The organism is Reyranella sp. GW821-FHT12G01 (assembly GCF_058806575.1).
Genome location: NZ_JBXAPV010000001.1, coordinates 2,230,954 through 2,248,214 on the forward strand (window position 1 = coordinate 2,230,954; position 17,261 = coordinate 2,248,214).

The 17,261-nt window shown below is 65.3% G+C and carries 15 protein-coding genes; 14 read left to right on the forward strand and 1 reads right to left on the reverse strand.

The annotated features are described in order from the left end of the window. Positions 1–4 precede the first annotated feature (4 nt). Genes nuoF through AC1RP5_RS10745 form a run of 13 tightly spaced genes read left to right on the forward strand, consistent with a single transcriptional unit; the run spans position 5 to position 14,265 of the window. Complete coding sequence (nuoF, locus tag AC1RP5_RS10685; protein WP_493110622.1) at positions 5–1,288, forward strand: NADH-quinone oxidoreductase subunit NuoF; 1,284 nt, start codon at positions 5–7, stop codon at positions 1,286–1,288. A 19-nt stretch (positions 1,289–1,307) separates the two neighbouring features. Then, positions 1,308–3,356 carry an NADH-quinone oxidoreductase subunit NuoG gene (gene nuoG, locus AC1RP5_RS10690; RefSeq protein WP_493110623.1) on the forward strand — a complete coding sequence of 683 codons (2,049 nt, stop codon included), beginning with the start codon at positions 1,308–1,310 and terminating at the stop codon, positions 3,354–3,356. Positions 3,357–3,371: 15 nt separating this feature from the next. Next, a complete protein-coding gene (gene nuoH / locus AC1RP5_RS10695) occupies positions 3,372–4,397 on the forward strand; it encodes an NADH-quinone oxidoreductase subunit NuoH (protein ID WP_493113337.1) in 1,026 nt (341 codons plus the stop codon). Positions 4,398–4,408: 11 nt separating this feature from the next. Beyond that, positions 4,409–4,897, forward strand: coding sequence for an NADH-quinone oxidoreductase subunit NuoI (gene nuoI, locus AC1RP5_RS10700; RefSeq protein ID WP_493110624.1), 489 nt, complete (start codon positions 4,409–4,411; stop codon positions 4,895–4,897). 21 nt (positions 4,898–4,918) lie between these two features. Continuing rightward, a complete protein-coding gene (locus AC1RP5_RS10705) occupies positions 4,919–5,533 on the forward strand; it encodes an NADH-quinone oxidoreductase subunit J (RefSeq protein ID WP_493110625.1) in 615 nt (204 codons plus the stop codon). Then, positions 5,533–5,841: an NADH-quinone oxidoreductase subunit NuoK gene (nuoK, locus tag AC1RP5_RS10710; RefSeq protein ID WP_296331027.1), complete on the forward strand. Its 309-nt coding sequence runs from the start codon at positions 5,533–5,535 to the stop codon at positions 5,839–5,841. Before AC1RP5_RS10705 ends, nuoK begins: the two co-directional genes overlap by 1 nt. Positions 5,842–5,853: 12 nt before the next feature. Then, a complete protein-coding gene (nuoL, locus tag AC1RP5_RS10715; protein WP_493110626.1) occupies positions 5,854–7,821 on the forward strand; it encodes an NADH-quinone oxidoreductase subunit L in 1,968 nt (655 codons plus the stop codon). Positions 7,822–7,828: 7 nt separating this feature from the next. After that, the gene (locus AC1RP5_RS10720; RefSeq protein ID WP_493110627.1) at positions 7,829–9,343 is read left to right on the forward strand and encodes an NADH-quinone oxidoreductase subunit M; all 1,515 of its coding nucleotides are present in this window, start codon (positions 7,829–7,831) and stop codon (positions 9,341–9,343) included. A gap of 19 nt (positions 9,344–9,362) precedes the next feature. Next, positions 9,363–10,805: an NADH-quinone oxidoreductase subunit NuoN gene (gene nuoN, locus AC1RP5_RS10725; protein ID WP_493110628.1), complete on the forward strand. Its 1,443-nt coding sequence runs from the start codon at positions 9,363–9,365 to the stop codon at positions 10,803–10,805. Beyond that, positions 10,802–11,536 carry a biotin--[acetyl-CoA-carboxylase] ligase gene (locus AC1RP5_RS10730; protein WP_493110629.1) on the forward strand — a complete coding sequence of 245 codons (735 nt, stop codon included), beginning with the start codon at positions 10,802–10,804 and terminating at the stop codon, positions 11,534–11,536. Before nuoN ends, AC1RP5_RS10730 begins: the two co-directional genes overlap by 4 nt. An 11-nt stretch (positions 11,537–11,547) precedes the next feature. Continuing rightward, positions 11,548–12,318: a type III pantothenate kinase gene (locus AC1RP5_RS10735; RefSeq protein WP_493110630.1), complete on the forward strand. Its 771-nt coding sequence runs from the start codon at positions 11,548–11,550 to the stop codon at positions 12,316–12,318. After that, the gene (locus AC1RP5_RS10740) at positions 12,315–13,967 is read left to right on the forward strand and encodes a ribonuclease J (protein WP_493110631.1); all 1,653 of its coding nucleotides are present in this window, start codon (positions 12,315–12,317) and stop codon (positions 13,965–13,967) included. Before AC1RP5_RS10735 ends, AC1RP5_RS10740 begins: the two co-directional genes overlap by 4 nt. 52 nt (positions 13,968–14,019) lie before the next feature. Further along, positions 14,020–14,265 carry a DUF1467 family protein gene (locus tag AC1RP5_RS10745; protein ID WP_493110632.1) on the forward strand — a complete coding sequence of 82 codons (246 nt, stop codon included), beginning with the start codon at positions 14,020–14,022 and terminating at the stop codon, positions 14,263–14,265. 230 nt (positions 14,266–14,495) lie between these two features. On the opposite strand, the gene AC1RP5_RS10750 is transcribed toward AC1RP5_RS10745, so the two are convergent. Continuing rightward, a complete protein-coding gene (locus AC1RP5_RS10750) occupies positions 14,496–15,788 on the reverse strand; it encodes an NCS2 family permease (protein ID WP_493110633.1) in 1,293 nt (430 codons plus the stop codon). 154 nt (positions 15,789–15,942) lie between these two features. On the opposite strand from AC1RP5_RS10750, the gene proS reads away from it, so the two are divergent. Beyond that, a complete protein-coding gene (gene proS, locus AC1RP5_RS10755; protein ID WP_493110634.1) occupies positions 15,943–17,256 on the forward strand; it encodes a proline--tRNA ligase in 1,314 nt (437 codons plus the stop codon). The last annotated feature ends 5 nt before the right edge of the window (positions 17,257–17,261 follow it).

Here is a 17,261-nt window from a genome sequence, read left to right on the forward strand (position 1 = left end):
GACCATGCTCAGCGACAAAGACCGCATCTTCACCAATCTCTACGGCATCCACGACTGGCGCCTGGCCGGCGCCCGCGCGCGCGGCGCCTGGGACAACACCAAGGCGATCCTCGACCGGGGCGTCGACGCGATCATCGACGAGATGAAGAAGTCCGGCCTGCGCGGCCGTGGCGGCGCGGGTTTCCCGACCGGCATGAAGTGGTCCTTCATGCCCAAGGAGGTGAAGGACCGTCCGCACTACCTCGTCGTGAACGCCGACGAGTCGGAGCCGGGCACCTGCAAGGATCGCGACATCATGCGTCACGATCCGCATCTGCTGATCGAGGGCTGCCTGGTCGCGGGCTTCGCGATGCGCGCCAACGCCGGCTACATCTACGTGCGCGGCGAGTTCTACAACGAAGCGCAGAACCTGATTTACGCGATCAAGGAAGCCTACGACGCGGGCCTGCTGGGCAAGAACGCCTGCGGCTCGGGCTGGGACTTCGACCTCTACGTCCATCGCGGCGCCGGCGCCTATATCTGCGGCGAGGAGACCGCGCTGCTGGAGAGCCTCGAGGGCAAGAAGGGCATGCCGCGCCTGAAGCCTCCGTTCCCGGCGGGCGCCGGCCTCTATGGCTGCCCGACCACGGTGAACAACGTCGAATCGATCGCCGTCGCGCCGACCATCCTGCGCCGCGGCGCGGCCTGGTTCGCGGGCATCGGCCGTCCGAACAATACCGGCACCAAGCTCTTCTGCATCTCCGGCCACGTGAACAAGCCGTGCAACGTGGAAGAGGAGATGGGCATTCCTCTCCGTGAACTGATCGAGCGTCATTGCGGCGGCGTGCGCGGCGGCTGGGACAATCTGCTGGCGGTCATTCCGGGCGGCGCCTCAGTGCCGCTGCTGCCCAAGTCGATCTGCGACAACCAGCTGATGGATTTCGACTCGCTGCGCGACCAGCGCTCGGGCCTCGGCACCGCGGCGGTCATCGTCATGGACAAGTCGACCGACGTCGTGAAGGCGATCGCGCGACTCAGCTACTTCTACAAGCACGAGAGTTGCGGCCAGTGCACGCCGTGCCGCGAAGGCACCGGCTGGATGTGGCGCGTGATGGAGCGGATGGTGACGGGCAACGCGCGCATCGAGGAGATCGACGCGCTCGAGGATGTCACCAAGCAGGTGGAAGGCCACACGATCTGTGCGCTGGGCGATGCGGCCGCATGGCCGATCCAGGGCCTGATCCGGCATTTCCGGCCCGAGATGGAGCGCCGCATCCGCGCGCGCACCGAAAAACTGGCGGCCGAGTAGGCGGGGCGGGGAGCAGGCAATGCCCAAGGTCACTATCGACGGCGTCGAGATGGAGGTGCCGGCCGGCATCACGGTCCTTCAGGCCTGTGAGCTGGCGGGCGTCGAGATCCCGCGTTTCTGCTACCATGATCGTCTGTCGATCGCCGGCAACTGCCGCATGTGCCTCGTCGAGGTGAAGCCCGGCCCGCCGAAGCCGCAGGCGAGCTGCGCGCTGCCGGTCGCCGACAACCAGATCATCTCCACGCAGACCCCGACCGTGCAGAAGGCGCGCAAGGGCGTGATGGAGTTCCTGCTGATCAACCATCCGCTCGACTGCCCGATCTGCGATCAGGGCGGCGAGTGCGACCTGCAGGACCAGGCGATGGCCTACGGTTTCGACCGCAGCCGCTATCACGAGAACAAGCGCGCGGTGCCGGACAAGGAACTCGGCCCGCTGGTCAAGACTTCGATGAATCGCTGCATCCATTGCACGCGCTGCATCCGCTTCGCGACCGAGGTCGCGGGCGTGGAAGAGCTCGGTGCGACCGGCCGCGGCGAGAGCATGGAAGTCACGACCTATGTCGAACATGCCCTGTCGACGGAGCTTTCCGGCAATCTGGTCGATCTCTGCCCGGTCGGCGCACTGACCTCGAAGCCCTACGCCTTCGAGGCTCGCTCGTGGGAGCTGACGAAGACTGAATCGGTCGACGTCCTCGACGCGCTCGGCTCGAACATCCGCATCGACACGCGCGGCGCGCAGGTGATGCGCATCCTGCCGCGCCTGAACGACGACGTGAACGAGGAGTGGATCTCCGACAAGACGCGCCACGCGCTCGACGGCCTGCGTCACCAGCGTCTTGATCGTCCCTACGTCCGCCGCAAGGGCAAGCTGGAAGAAGCGACCTGGGATGAGGCTTTCAGCGCCATTGCCGCCAAGCTGAAGGGCCTCGACGGTTCGAAGATCGCGGCCATCGTCGGCGATCAGTGCGATGCCGAATCCATGGTGGCCCTCAAGGACCTCATGGCGTCGCTGGGCTCGGCCAACATCGACTGCCGCCAGGATGGCGCCAAGCTCGACGGCCCGCGCGGCAGCTACATCTTCAATGCCGGCGTTCGTGGCATCGACCAGGCCGACGCCATCCTGCTGATCGGCACCAACCCGCGTGCCGAGTCGCCAGTGCTGAACGCGCGCATCCGCAAGCGCTACCTCCACGGCAAGTGCCCGGTCGCGAGCATCGGCCCGGCCGATGACCTGACCTATCCGGTCGAGCGGTTGGGCGCGGGCCCCGCCACCTTGCGCGAGCTGGTCGAGGGCAAGCTCGGCTTCTTCGAGAAGCTGAAGGGCGCCAAGCATCCGCTGATCATCGTCGGCATGGGCGCGCTCGCCCGCGAGGACGGCGCCGCGGTTCTGGCGCTGGTCCACGAACTGACCGGCAAGCTGAATGCGGTGCGCGACGACTGGAACGGCTTTGCGGTGCTGCACACGGCTGCCGCGCGCGTGGGCGGCCTCGACCTCGGCCTCGTGCCGGGCGAGGGCGGTCGTGACGTCGCCGGCATCCTGGCCAGCTGCGAGAAGAAGGAGATCGAGGCGGTCTTCCTGCTGGCCGCCGACGAGTTCGACACTACGAAGCTCGGCAAGGCCTTCGTGATCTACCAGGGCCATCATGGCGATGCCGGCGCTCATCGCGCCGACGTGGTCCTGCCGGGCGCGGCCTACACCGAGAAGCCCGGCCTCTATGTGAACACCGAGGGCCGCGTCCAGATCGCACGCCGCGCCGGCTATCCGCCGGGCGATGCGCGCGAGGACTGGGCGATCCTGCGCGCGCTTTCGGAGCGGCTGGGAAAGAAGCTGCCGTACGACACGCTGCAGCAGGTCCGTTCGCGCCTAGTGGCCGTGAACAAGGTCTTCGCCGCGATCGACCAGCAGGCGCCTGCCGTCTGGGGACCGTTCGGCAAGGCCGGCGCGACCACGGATGCGCCGTTCAAGGCGGCCGTGCCGAACTTCTACATGACCTGCCCGATCAGCCGCGCCTCCAAGACCATGGCCGACTGCATGGCCTCGCGGTCGCATCTCATGGCGGCGGAGTAGGGCATGTTCGCCGATATTCACACCTTCTTCACGACCAACTGGCTCGGCATCGCGATCCTAATCCTGCTGCAGTGCCTGGCCGTGACCGTGCCGCTGCTGCTGGCCGTGGCCTACATGACCTATGCCGACCGCAAGATCTGGGCGTCGATCCAGCTTCGCCGCGGTCCCAACGTGGTGGGCCCGTTCGGCCTGCTGCAGCCGATGGCCGACGGACTGAAGCTCGTCTTGAAAGAGACGATCGTCCCGTCGAGCGCCAACGGCATCCTGTTCATTATCGCGCCGATGATCGCCTTCATGACGGCGCTGGTCGCCTGGGCGGTCGTGCCGTTCGACAATGGCTGGGTCATCGCCGACATCAACGTCGGCATCCTCTACCTGTTCGCCATCTCGTCGCTCGGCGTCTACGGCATCATCATCGCCGGCTGGGCGTCGAACTCGAAGTACTCGTTCCTCGGTGCGCTGCGCTCGGCCGCGCAGATGGTCTCCTACGAGGTCTCGATCGGCTTCGTGCTGATCACCGTGCTGCTCTGCGTCGGCTCGCTGAACCTCTCCAAGGTCGTGCTGGCCCAGTCCGGCTGGTTCTGGAACTGGTTCTGGCTGCCGCTGCTGCCGATGTTCGTGATCTTCTTCGTCTCGGCGCTGGCCGAAACGAACCGCACACCGTTCGACCTGCCGATGTCGGAAGCCGAGCTGGTCGCGGGCTTCCACACCGAATACTCGGCCATGACCTTCGGCCTGTTCTTCCTCGGCGAATACGCCAACATGATCCTGCTCTCGGCTTTGGGCGCGGTCCTGTTCCTGGGCGGCTGGCATTCGCCGATCCCCTATGCGCCGTTCACCCTGGTGCCGGGCGTCATCTGGTTCGCCCTCAAGATCGCCTTCCTGCTGTTCGTCTTCAGCTGGACCAAGGGCACGCTGCCTCGTTACCGCTATGACCAGTTGATGCGCCTGGGCTGGAAGGTGTTCCTGCCCGTGTCGCTGGGCTGGGTCGTCCTCACCGCCGCCGTGCTGACGTTCGGCGGCTGGCTGCCGAAGCCTTAGGAGACAACGCTATGGCTTCCCTCGACCGTACCGCGCGCGCCTTCCTGCTCTCCGAACTGGTGGCGGGCTTCGCTCTCACCTTGAAGTACATGTTCAAACCCAAGGTGACGGTGAACTACCCCTACGAAAAGGGCCCGCTCAGCCCGCGCTTCCGCGGCGAGCATGCGCTGCGCCGCTATCCGAACGGCGAGGAGCGCTGCATTGCGTGCAAGCTCTGTGAGGCGATCTGCCCGGCGCAGGCCATCACCATCGAGGCCGAGCCGCGCGACGACGGCAGCCGCCGCACCACGCGCTACGACATCGACATGACGAAGTGCATCTACTGCGGCTTCTGCCAGGAAGCCTGCCCGGTCGATGCGATCGTCGAGGGGCCGAACTTCGAGTTCTCGACCGAGACGCGCGAGGAGCTCATGTACAACAAGGACAAGCTGCTCGCGAACGGCGACCGCTGGGAGACGCTGATCGCGGCCAACCTCCATTCCGACGCGGCGTATCGCTGAGCCGGGCGGGGGACACAGATCATGATACTCCAGGCCCTGGCCTTCTACGTCTTCGCCGCGATCACGGTGGCTTCCGCCGCCATGGTCGTGGTGTCGCGCAATCCCGTCTATTCGGTGCTGTTCCTGATCCTCGCGTTCTTCAACGCGGCGGCCCTGTTCCTGCTGATCGGCGCCGAGTTCATCGCGATGATCCTGGTCATCGTCTATGTCGGCGCAGTCGCGGTGCTCTTCCTCTTCGTGGTCATGATGCTCGACATCAACCTCACTGAGCTGAAGGAAGGTTTCCTCGAATACTTCCCGGTGGGCGCCCTCATCGGCGCCGTGCTGTTCGCCGAGCTGCTGCTGGGCGTCGGCATCATCGGCAGCGGCTCGACGACGGTGGCGGCGCTGAACACCCACGGCGCCCAGGTGATGGCGATCGACAACACCCGGGCCATCGGCCGGGTGCTCTACACGCAGTACTTCTATCTCTTCCAGGTCGCCGGACTGGTGCTGCTGGTCGCCATGATCGGCGCCATCGTGCTCACGCTCCGCAGCCGGCCGGGCGTCCGCCGCCAGAAGGCGGGTGAGCAGATCAACCGCACGAAGGAACAGGCCATCTCGGTGGTCAAGGTTCCGACCGGGGGAGGCGTCTGATGACGATCGGTCTCGGCCATTACCTCGCCGTTGCCGCCGTGCTGTTCACGATGGGCATCCTCGGCATCTTCCTGAACCGCAAGAACGTCATCGTCATCCTGATGTGCGTCGAGCTGATGCTGCTGGCGGTGAACATCAACCTGGTGGCCTTCTCGGTCTTCCAGGGCAACGTCGTGGGACAGATCTTCGCCATGCTGGTGCTGACCGTGGCCGCCGCCGAGGCGGCGATCGGGTTGGCGATCCTGGTGGTCTACTTCCGTAACCGCGGGACCATCGCGGTCGAAGACATCAACGCGATGAAGGGCTAGGGCGCACTCATCATGGATCTCGCCATCAAGCTCATCGTCTTCCTGCCGCTGGTCGCGGCAGCGATTGCCGGTCTCTTCTGTCGCGTGATCGGCGCCCGTCCGGCGCAGATCGTGACCTGCGCGGCCCTGCTGATCGCCGCCGCCTTGTCTGTCTTCGTCTTCGTCAAGATCGGGTTCGGCACCGAGAAGCTGATCGTCGTGAAGCTGTTCTCCTGGATGGAGTCGGGCACACTCGACATCTCCTGGGCGCTGCGCGTCGACACGCTGACCGCCGTCATGCTGATCGTGGTCACCGGCGTGTCGTCGATGGTCCACATCTACTCCATCGGCTACATGGAGGACGACCCCAGCATCCCGCGCTTCATGGCGTATCTCAGCCTGTTCACCTTCTTCATGCTGATGCTGGTGACGGCCGACAACCTCGTGCAGCTGTTCTTCGGCTGGGAAGGGGTGGGCCTCGCATCCTACCTGCTGATCGGCTTCTGGTTCGACAAGCCGTCGGCCAACGCCGCCGCGATGAAGGCCTTCATCGTCAACCGCGTCGGCGACTTCGGCTTCGCGCTCGGCATCTTCGCCGTCTGGATGCTGTCGGGCTCTGTCGGCTTCGAGGAGATTTTCGGCAAGGCGCCGCAGATGGCGCAGATGCGCATCCAGTTCCTCGGCATGGACCTGCCGGCGCTCGAGACCGCCTGCCTGCTGCTGTTTGTCGGCGCCATGGGCAAGTCGGCCCAGCTCGGCCTGCACACCTGGCTGCCGGACGCGATGGAAGGCCCGACCCCGGTGTCGGCGCTGATCCATGCCGCGACCATGGTCACCGCCGGCGTCTTCATGGTCTGCCGCCTGTCGCCGCTGTTCGAGCTGGCGCCGACCGCCTCGATGGTGGTGACGATCATCGGCGCGCTGACGGCGTTCTTCGCCGCCACGGTCGGCCTTACCCAGTTCGACATCAAGCGGGTCGTCGCCTATTCGACCTGCAGCCAGCTCGGCTACATGTTCTTCGCCTGCGGCGTTGGCGGCTACTCGGCCGCTATGTTCCATCTCACGACCCACGCCTTCTTCAAGGCGCTGCTGTTCCTCGGGTCGGGCTCGGTGATCCACTGCCTCCACCACGAACAGGACATGCGCAAGATGGGCGGCGTGCGCGAGAAGGCGCCGCAGACCTTCATCCTGATGTGGGTCGGCACGCTCGCGCTGTCAGGCATCGGCGTTCCGTTCCTCTTCGGGAACGGCCTGGGCTTCGCGGGCTTCTACTCCAAGGACGTCATGCTGGAGTCGGCCTACGGCGTGCACTCGACGGTCGGCGTGTTCGCCTACTGGATGGGTGTGGTCGCGGCCTTCATGACGGCGTTCTACTCGACCCGCCTGATGTTCATGACCTTCTACGGCAAGTATCGCGGCGATCACCACACCTGGGATCACGCCCACGAATCGCCGATCGTCATGATGATCCCGCTCTACGTGCTGGGCATCGGCGCGGCGTTCTCGGGCCTTGTCGGCTACGACTGGTTCGTCGGCCACGACTGGCACGCCTTCTGGGGCCATTCGCTCGCCGTGAAGGCCACGGAAGAGGTGCTGCATCACGCGCACGAGGTGCCGCTTTGGGTGAAGCTGATGCCGCTGGTGCTGGCGATCGCCGGCATCGCGCTCAGCTACTACTACTACGTGGTGCGCACCGACATGCCGGAGCGCACGGTCAGGACATTCCCGCGCCTGCACGATTTCTTCTACAACAAGTGGTACTTCGACGAGCTCTACGACGCGATCTTCGTGAAGCCGTCGCTGGCCATCGGCCGCTTCCTCTGGAAGAAGGGCGACGGCGCCGTGATCGACGGGCTCGGCCCCGACAATGTCGCGGCTCGGGCGCAGGACATGGCGGGCGTGCTGATGCGCTTCCAGAGCGGCTATCTCTATCACTATGCGTTCGTGATGCTGGTCGGCGTTGCCGGCCTGGTCACATACTTCATGCTGTCGGCGAGGTAAGGCCCCGATGTCGAGCTGGCCCATCCTCTCCCTGATCACGTTCCTGCCTCTGGTGGGAGCGCTGTTCTGCCTGATCGTCAACGGCCCGAAGGAGGCCGTCGATCGCAACGTCCGCAGCGTGGCGATCGTCACCACGACGGTCACCTTCCTGATCTCGCTGCTTCTCTGGGTGCGCTTCGACCCGACCAAGGCGGGCTTCCAGTTCGAGGAGAAGATCGCCTGGGTGCCGGCGCTGAACATCGGCTACCACGCCGGTATCGACGGCATCTCGCTGTTCTTCGTGCTGCTGTCGACCTTGCTGACGCCGATCTGCATCCTGGCGAGCTGGGAATCGATCAAGGTTCGCGTCAAGGAATACATGATCGCGTTCCTCGTGCTCGAGACCTTCATGGTCGGCATGTTCTGCGCGCTCGACCTGGCGCTGTTCTATGTCTTCTTCGAAGGCGTCCTGATCCCGATGTTCCTGATCATCGGCGTGTGGGGCGGCAAGCGGCGCGTCTATGCGGCCTTCAAGTTCTTCCTCTACACGCTGCTCGGCTCGGTGCTGATGCTGCTGGCCATCATCGCAGTCTACTGGCAGGTCGGCACGACGGACTTGCCGACGGCGATGGAGAAGCTCAGCCTGCCGTTCACCTGGCAGTGCTGGCTGTGGCTGGCATTCTTCGCCTCGTTCGCGGTCAAGGTGCCGATGTGGCCGGTCCACACCTGGCTGCCCGACGCGCACGTCGAGGCGCCGACGGCGGGCTCGGTCATCCTGGCCGGCGTGCTGCTGAAGATGGGCGGGTACGGCTTCCTGCGCTTCTCGATCCCGCTGTTCCCCGAGGCGACGCAGTATTTCGCGCCGCTGGTGTTCGGCCTGTCGCTGGTCGCCGTGATCTACACCTCGCTGGTCGCGCTGGTGCAGGAGGACATGAAGAAGTTGATCGCTTACTCGTCGGTCGCCCACATGGGCTTCGTGACGATCGGCGCCTTCGTCATGAACATGCAGGGCGTGCAGGGCTCGATCTTCCAGATGCTGAGCCACGGCATCGTGTCGGCCGCGCTCTTCCTCTGCGTCGGCGTCGTCTACGACCGCATGCACACCCGCGAGATCGCGGCCTATGGCGGCCTCGTGCATCGCATGCCGCGCTACGCCTTCACCTTCCTGTTCTTCACCCTGGCGAGCGTCGGCCTGCCGGGCCTGTCGGGCTTCGTCGGCGAATTCCTGGTCCTGCTGGGCGCCTTCAAGGCCAACACGTGGGTGGCGTTCCTGGCGGCGACCAGCCTGATCCTCGGCGCGGCCTATGCGCTGTGGCTCTATCGCAAGATCGTCTTCGGTGAGCTCACCAAGGACTCGCTGAAGGGCATCCTCGACATGAACCGGCGCGAGATCGCGATCTTCCTGCCGCTCATCCTTCTGACGATCTGGATGGGCGTCTATCCCAATTCCTTCCTCGATCCGATGGCGCCGGCGGTGGACAAGCTGGTCGGCGACTATCAGGCGGCTTTGAAGCTCGCCCGTACCGCGGCGCTGGCGCCGTGAGCGGCCGGGAGTGATGAACATGATTGTCGGTCTCGAAAACTGGACCCTGGCCCGGCCCGAACTCTTCCTCGCGGCAGCCACCGCATTGCTGCTGATCTACGGCGTCGTCCGGGGTGAAATCGCCACGCCGTTCGTCTCAGCGGCGACCTCGGTCGCGCTGCTGGTAACAGCCGCGCTGCTGTTCCTGCCGTACCGGGAGGGGACGGCGTTCTCCTCGCTGTTCATCGTCGATCGCCTGACCACGACCATGAAGGCACTGGTGCTGGTGGGCTCCGCCATCGCCATCCTGATGTCGCGCGCCTATTTCGAGCAGGCCAAGGCCTGGCGCTTCGAGTATCCGCTGGTCGTGGCGCTCGCCACGCTCGGCATGATGCTGATGATCTCGGCCAACGACCTGATGGCCCTCTATGTCGGCCTCGAACTGCAGTCGCTGGCGCTCTACGTCATCGCCGCGTTCCAGCGCGACAGCGTTCGCTCCACCGAAGCCGGCATCAAGTACTTCGTCCTGGGTTCGGTCGCGTCCTGCATGCTGCTGTTCGGCTCGTCGCTGATCTACGGTTTCTGCGGCGGCACGGCCTTCGTCCAGATCTCCAGCGCCCTGGTCGACGGCCGGGCGACGGAGATCGGCACGATCATCGGCCTGGTGTTCGTGGTCGCCGGTCTCGCCTTCAAGGTGTCGGCCGTGCCGTTCCATATGTGGACGCCGGACGTTTACGAAGGTGCACCGACGCCGGTGACGGCGCTGTTCGCCGTGGCCCCGAAGATCGCGGCGATGTCGCTGCTGGTCTCGGTCCTGATGGGTCCGTTCAAGCCGCTGTTTGCCCAGTGGCAGCAGATCATCGTCGTGGCTTCGGTCCTGTCGATGGCGCTGGGCGCGTTCGCAGCGCTCCGCCAGCAGAACATCAAGCGACTGATGGCCTATTCGTCGATCGGCAACGTCGGTTACGTTCTGCTGGGCGTCGCCAGCGGCAGCGAGAAGGGCATCCAGGCGGTGGTTTTCTACCTCGCCATCTACCTGGTCATGACGCTCGGCGTGTTCGCCACGATCCTCATGATGAAGCGCCGCAACATCATGGTGGAAGAGGTCTCCGACCTCGCGGGCCTGGCGCGCAGCCAGCCGATGATGGCGCTGGGCATGCTGATCTTCATGTTCTCGCTGGCCGGCATCCCGCCGCTCGCGGGCTTCTGGGGCAAGCTCTACATCTTCATGGCCGCTGTCGAAGCGAAGCTCTTCGTTCCGGCGGTGCTGGGCGTGCTCGCCTCGGTCGTGGCGTCCTACTACTACCTGCGCATCGTGAAGGTGATGTACTTCGACGAGCCAGCCGAAGCCATCGACCGGCCGGCATTCGGCGTCAACCGGGTCGTGGCGCTGGCGACGGCCTTCCTGATCGCCGTCTTCTCGCTGGTTCCCCAGCCTCTCAGCCTGATTGCCGAAGCGGCCGCCAAAGGCCTCTTCCGATGACCCACGCGCCCGTCCTGCCGGACGGGTGGACGTTGGTCGCGCTCGATAGCGTCGGCAGCACCAACGACGAGGCCATCCGTCTGGCCGATGCCGGTTCTCCCGAGGGAACTGTCGTATGGGCGCGCCAGCAGTCGGGCGGCCGGGGCCGCCGGGGCCGCAACTGGTCCTCACCAGTGGGCAATCTCTACAGTTCGACCATCCTGCGGCCAGCCTGCGCCGCCATGCGCGCGGCGGAACTCGGCTTCGTGGCGGCTCTCGCGGTAGGCGACATTGTTCCCGAAGGCCGCGCCGTACGCCTGAAATGGCCCAACGACGTGCTGGTCGACGGCGGTAAGGTCGCCGGTATCCTGCTGGAGAGCGCGATCGGCCAGGACGGGCTCGTAGAGCATGTCGTGGCTGGTATCGGCGTCAATGTGAGCTTCGCGCCGCAGTTGCCTGAGATGCGCTATCCCGGCGCCGCGCTGGGCGGCACGGTAGAAGCCACATTGGAAGGTCTCACACGGGCCCTGGCGGCGCGCCTCGCACAGTGGCGCCGCGAGGGGTTCGAGACCGTCCGCAGCGCCTGGCTGGCCAAGGCTGGCCCCTTGGGTGCCGAGGTCGACGTCCGGCTGGGCGAGGAACTGGTCAAGGGCCGGTTCGCCGGACTGGACCACGAGGGCGCGCTGCTGCTGGATACGGCGGCCGGACCGCGCAAGATCGTGTCGGGTGAATTGCTGGGCCGGGCGGCCTGAGGAGAGCGGGGATGCTGCTGGCCATCGACGTTGGCAACACCAACTCGAAGTTCGTCGTCTTCGACAAGGACAGGATCGTGGCGGCGTGGCGCCTGCGCACCGAGCCCAAGCGCACGGCCGACGAATATGCCGCCTGGGTCACGCAGCTCATGAACCTGCAGGGCTTCGACCCGAAGTCGATCAAGGGCGCGATCCTGGCCAGCGTGGTGCCGGCGGTGAACGCTCACCTGCGCCGCCTCTGCGAGACCTATTTCCACACCAGGCTGCTGATCGTGGGCGAGCCCGACTGCAATCTCGGCATCAAGGTGCTGATCGACCGGCCGGCGGAAGCGGGCGCGGATCGTCTGGTCGGCGTGATCGCCGGCCACACCAAGTACGGCGGCCCGCTGATCACCATCGATTTCGGCAGCGCCACGACCTTCGACCTCGCGGACAAGGACGGCAACTTCATCGGCGGCGTGTTCGCCCCGGGCGTCGAGCTGACGATCGAGGCCTTCTACCTGATGACGGCGCGCCTGCCGCGCATCCGGGTCGAGAAGCCGCCGAAGGTGATCGGCAAGAACACCGTCGCGAACATGCAGTCGGGCATCTTCTGGGGGTATGTCGGCCTCATCGAGAGCCTGATCAAGCGCATCCGCGAGGAATACGGCGAGCCCATGAAGGTGATCGCGACCGGTGGCCTGGCCAACGTCTTCAAGGACGAGATCGGCCTGTTCGACTTCATCGAGCCCGACCTGATGTCGCTCGGCCTGCTGGAGATCTGGCGGCGCAACAGCCGATGACGGTTCCGTCGAACGACGAACTGCTGTTCCTGGCCCTCGGTGGGGCCGGCGAGATCGGCATGAACCTCAACCTCTACGGCACCGCCGGCAAGTGGCTGATGGTCGATCTCGGCATCGGCTTCGCCGACGGCTCGATGGCCGGCGTCGAGGTCGTGATGCCGGATCCGGAATTCATCGTGGAGCGCCGCGAGGACCTGGTCGGCATCGTGCTGACCCATGCCCATGAGGATCATCTCGGCGCCGTCGCCGACCTCTGGCCGCGACTCAAGGCGCCGGTCTATGCGACGCCGTTCGCCGCCTCGGTGCTGAAGCGCAAGCTGATTGACGCAGGCCTGCGCGATGTGGTGCCGGTCACTGAGATCCCGCTCGGCGGCAAGTTCAATCTCAAGCCGTTCGAGCTCGAGATGATCACCATGACGCATTCGATCCTCGAGCCGAATGCCATGGCGATCCGCACCAAGTTCGGCACGGTGTTCCATACCGGCGACTGGAAGATCGACCCCGAGCCGCTGCTGGGCGACCTTACCGACGAGGCGATGCTGAAGCGCATCGGCGACGAGGGCGCTCTCGCGATGGTCTGCGACAGCACCAACGTCTTCGTCGAGGGCGAGGCAGGCTCCGAATCGAAGGTGCGCGCCAACCTCAAGAAGCTGGTCAAGGGACACAAGGGTAGGGTGGCCGTCACCTGCTTTGCCTCCAACCTCGCGCGCGTGGAAAGCGTGGCGCTGGCCGCGGTGGCCGCCGGCCGACATCCGGTCCTGTCCGGCCGCGCCCTGCAACGCATGCTCGAGTCGGCGCAGGAGTGCGGCTACCTGCTCGATTTCCCCGAATGCGTGCCCGAGCAGCAGGCGGGCTACCTGCCGCGCGACAAGGTCCTGTTCATCTGCACCGGCAGCCAGGGCGAGCCGCGCGCGGCCATGTCGAAGCTGGCGGGCGGAGAGCATCGCGACCTCGTGCTCGAGGACGGTGACACCGCGATCTTCTCGTCCCGGGTCATTCCCGGCAACGAGCACTCTGTCGGCCGTCTGCAGAACGCCCTGATGTCGCGCGGCGTGAAGGTCATCACCGACCGCGAGGCCGACATCCATGTCTCCGGCCACCCGGCGCGCGACGAGCTGGTGCGGGTGTACCAGTGGGTCCGCCCGAAGATCGCCCTGCCGGTCCATGGCGAGGTCCGCCACATGATCGAGCATGCGGCGCTCGCGCGGACCTGCCAGGTGCCGGAAACGATCGTGGCGCCCAACGGGACGCTCGTCCGGCTGGCTCCGGGCCCGGCCGAGATCATCGACCATGTGTTCTCCGGCCGACTTGCGCGCGACGGCGACGGGCTGATCCCGCTCGACGGCGAGTCCCTGCGCGAACGACGCAAGTTGCTGTGGAACGGCGCCGCCGCCGCGACCCTCGTTGTGGATAAGCGCGGCAAGGCGCTGGCCGCGCCCCAGGTCTCGCTGCGGGGCATCGACGATGCGGAGGGCGAGATCGCGGATGCCATCGTCGAGGCGCTGGTCGAGATGCTGGCGGACCTCAGCACATCGGAGCGCTCGGATAACCGGCGGATGGAGGAGGCGGCCCGCCAAGCCGTTCGGCGCGTCGTGCGCGCGCACCTCGGCAAGAAGCCGTTGACGGACATCCACATCGTCCGCATCTAAAAAACACTAGCGAATCGTCGAACTCGAGCAGGTTTGAAGGGAGCGCCCCGTCATGGGCTGGGCTACCGGCGTCATGGTCTACCTGGTGATCTGGTGGACGGTGCTCTTCATGGTCCTGCCGCTGGGCGTGCGGCGAGCCGAGAATCCCGGGCGTGGCGAGGAGCGGGGGGCGCCCGAGAAGCCCGAACTTCTACGCAAGGCCATCATCACGACGATCCTCGCCGCGGTCCTGTGGTTGGCGTTCTTTGCCTTCTACCAGGCAGATGTTTTCAGCTTCAGGCGGCTCGAAGGGTCTTGATCCAAAAGGAAACGGCGGGCCTCAGCCCGCCGTCCTCTACCCCGAAACTCGTCGTAGGCAGCTTGCGCTGCTCTCCTCCCTAAACTCGGGCTGCGCCCAAGGCGTAGGCTATGTAGCGTGCCGCCTGGGAGTTGCCAAGACCTTTTCTTTCGATCCAGGGGGATTCAGCAGAAGAATCTTTATGGGCAGGGGTGCTGGGGGACAAACTAATGTCCGCACCGTTTGGCTGTTCATCGAATGATCACATATTTGATCACGAATAGGACAGCGAGAATGCCTACAGCCGGATGTACATCGCGATACCGGCCTGCGGCAATCTTGATTCCGGCATACGAGATGAACCCGAATGCAATGCCGTCGGCAATGGAGAAGGTGAAGGGCATAGACATCGCGGTGATGACCGCAGGTGCCGCTTCGGTGATGTCGTCCCATTCGATCTCGGTCAGTCCACGCGCCATCAGGCACGCGACATAGAGAAGGGCCGGCGCGGTCGCATAGGCGGGGATGGATGCGGCGAGCGGTGAGAGGAAGAGCGCGAGCAGGAAGAGCACGCCCACCGCCGCCGCCGTCAGTCCGGTGCGGCCGCCTGCGTTGATGCCTGATGCGCTCTCGATGTAGCTCGTCGTCGTCGAAGTACCGAGCGCGGCGCCGATCATTGCCGAAGCGCTGTCGGAGACGAGGGCGCCGCGCAAACGCGGCACGGTGCCATCGGGCCGCATGAAGCCGCCGCGATGGGCCAGCGCGATCAGCGTGCCGGTATTGTCGAACATGTCGACGAACAGGAACGCGAAGACCACGGTCAAAAGCCCGGCATGCAGGGCTCCGGAAAGATCCATCTGCAGGAAGACGGGCGCGATCGAGGGCGGAACGTCGAAGATCTGCGTGAACTTCTGATGGCCGCTCAGGATCGAGATCACGGTCACGATGAGGATGCCGATGATCACGCCGCCCATGATGCGGCGATGTTCGAGCGCCACGATGATGGCGAAGCCCAGGACCGCCATCATCACCGGCCAGCTCGTCATGTCGCCGTGGGTGACGAGGGTCGCGGGATTGCCGACTACGATGCCGGCATTCTTCATGGCGATCAGCGCCAGGAACAGGCCGATGCCGGCGGCGATCGCCATCTTGAGCGATTTGGGGATCGCGTTGACGATCCATTCGCGGACCGGCAGCACGCTGATGATCAGGAAGATGATGCCGGAGATGAATACGCAGCCCAGCGCCACCTGCCATGTGTAGCCGAGCCCGCCGACCACGCCGAAGGCGAAGTAGGCGTTGAGGCCCATGCCCGGGGCCAGCGCGATCGGGTAGTTGGACAGGAATGCCATCAGGAAGCAGCCGACGGCCGCCGCGACGCAGGTCGCGGTGAAGACGGCACCGAACGGCATCTTGGCTTCGGCCAGGATCGCGGGGTTGACGAAGATGATGTAGGCCATCGTCAGGAAGGTGGTGAGCCCGGCCACCAGCTCGGTCCGGACGTTCGTCCCGTTCTCGTTCAGCTTGAAGAGTTGCTCGAGCATCCCGTTCTCCCCCGAAAGTCGCGCCCAGTATGCGGACAAGTCTGGGGGCAGCGCGCTGTGTAAAGCCAGCCGAAGCCACGCCTGTTTGCCTTTGGCCGACCCGTTCCCTACAGTCCGCCGCCACCCCGATATCCCGACCGAGGACCGATTTCGCATGCGCATGAGCCAGTACTTTCTGCCGACGATGAAGGAGACTCCGTCGGAAGCGCAGATCGTGTCGCACCGGTTGATGCTGCGCGCCGGCCTCGTTCGCCAGACCAGTGCCGGCATCTATGCCTGGCTGCCGCTCGGCCTCCGTGTCCTGCGCAACATCGAGCGCGTTGTCCGTGAGGAGCAGGACGCCGCCGGCGCCCAGGAAGTGCTGATGCCGACCATCCAGTCGGCCGACCTGTGGCGCGAGAGCGGCCGCTATGACGCCTATGGCCCTGAGATGCTGCGCATCAAGGATCGCCACGACCGCGAGATGCTATACGGCCCGACCAACGAGGAGATGATCACGGTTCTCTTCCGCGATGGCGTGAAGAGCTATCGCGACCTGCCGAAGAACCTCTATCACATCCAGTGGAAGTTCCGGGACGAGGTCCGTCCTCGCTTTGGCGTGATGCGCGGCCGCGAGTTCCTGATGAAGGATAATTACTCGTTCGACATCGACAAGGCCGGTGCCATTCACTCCTACAACAGGATGTTCGTGGCCTACCTGCGCACCTTCGCGCGCATGGGCCTGAAGGCGATCCCGATGCGTGCCGACACCGGCCCGATCGGCGGCGACCTCAGCCACGAATTCATCATCCTGGCCGAGACCGGCGAGAGCGCCGTGTTCTGTCACAAGGGCCTCGTCGACAAGGACATCCTCAGCCGCAAGATCGACTATACGTCGGACCTGCAGGGCATTGTGAACGAATGGACGTCGCTCTACGCGGCGACCGACGAGATGCACGACGTCAAGGCCTTCGAGGCCTTACCCGAGGGCGAGCGGCTGGCCGCGCGCGGCATCGAGGTCGGCCACATCTTCTACTTCGGCACGAAGTATTCGAAGCCGATGAACGCCGTCGTCGCCGGTCCCGGCGGCGAGCAGATCACGGTCGAGATGGGCTCCTACGGCATCGGCGTGTCGCGCCTGGTCGGCGGCATCATCGAGGCGAGCCATGACGATGCCGGCATCGTCTGGCCGGACGAGATCGCGCCCTTCAAGGTGGCCATCGTCAACCTGAAGCCCGACGACGGCGCCGTCGGCGGCGCTTGCCAGAAGCTCTATGACGAACTCACCGCCAAGGGTGTTACCGTCCTGCACGACGATCGCGACATCCGGCCTGGCGGCAAGTTCGCCGACATGGACCTGATCGGCATCCCCTGGCAGGTCATCGTCGGCCCCAAGGGCCTGTCGGCCGGCAAGCTCGAGGTCAAGAACCGCAAGACCGGCGTCCGCGAGGAGCTGCCGCCCGAACAGGTTCTCGCGCGGTTCGGCTGAGCAGA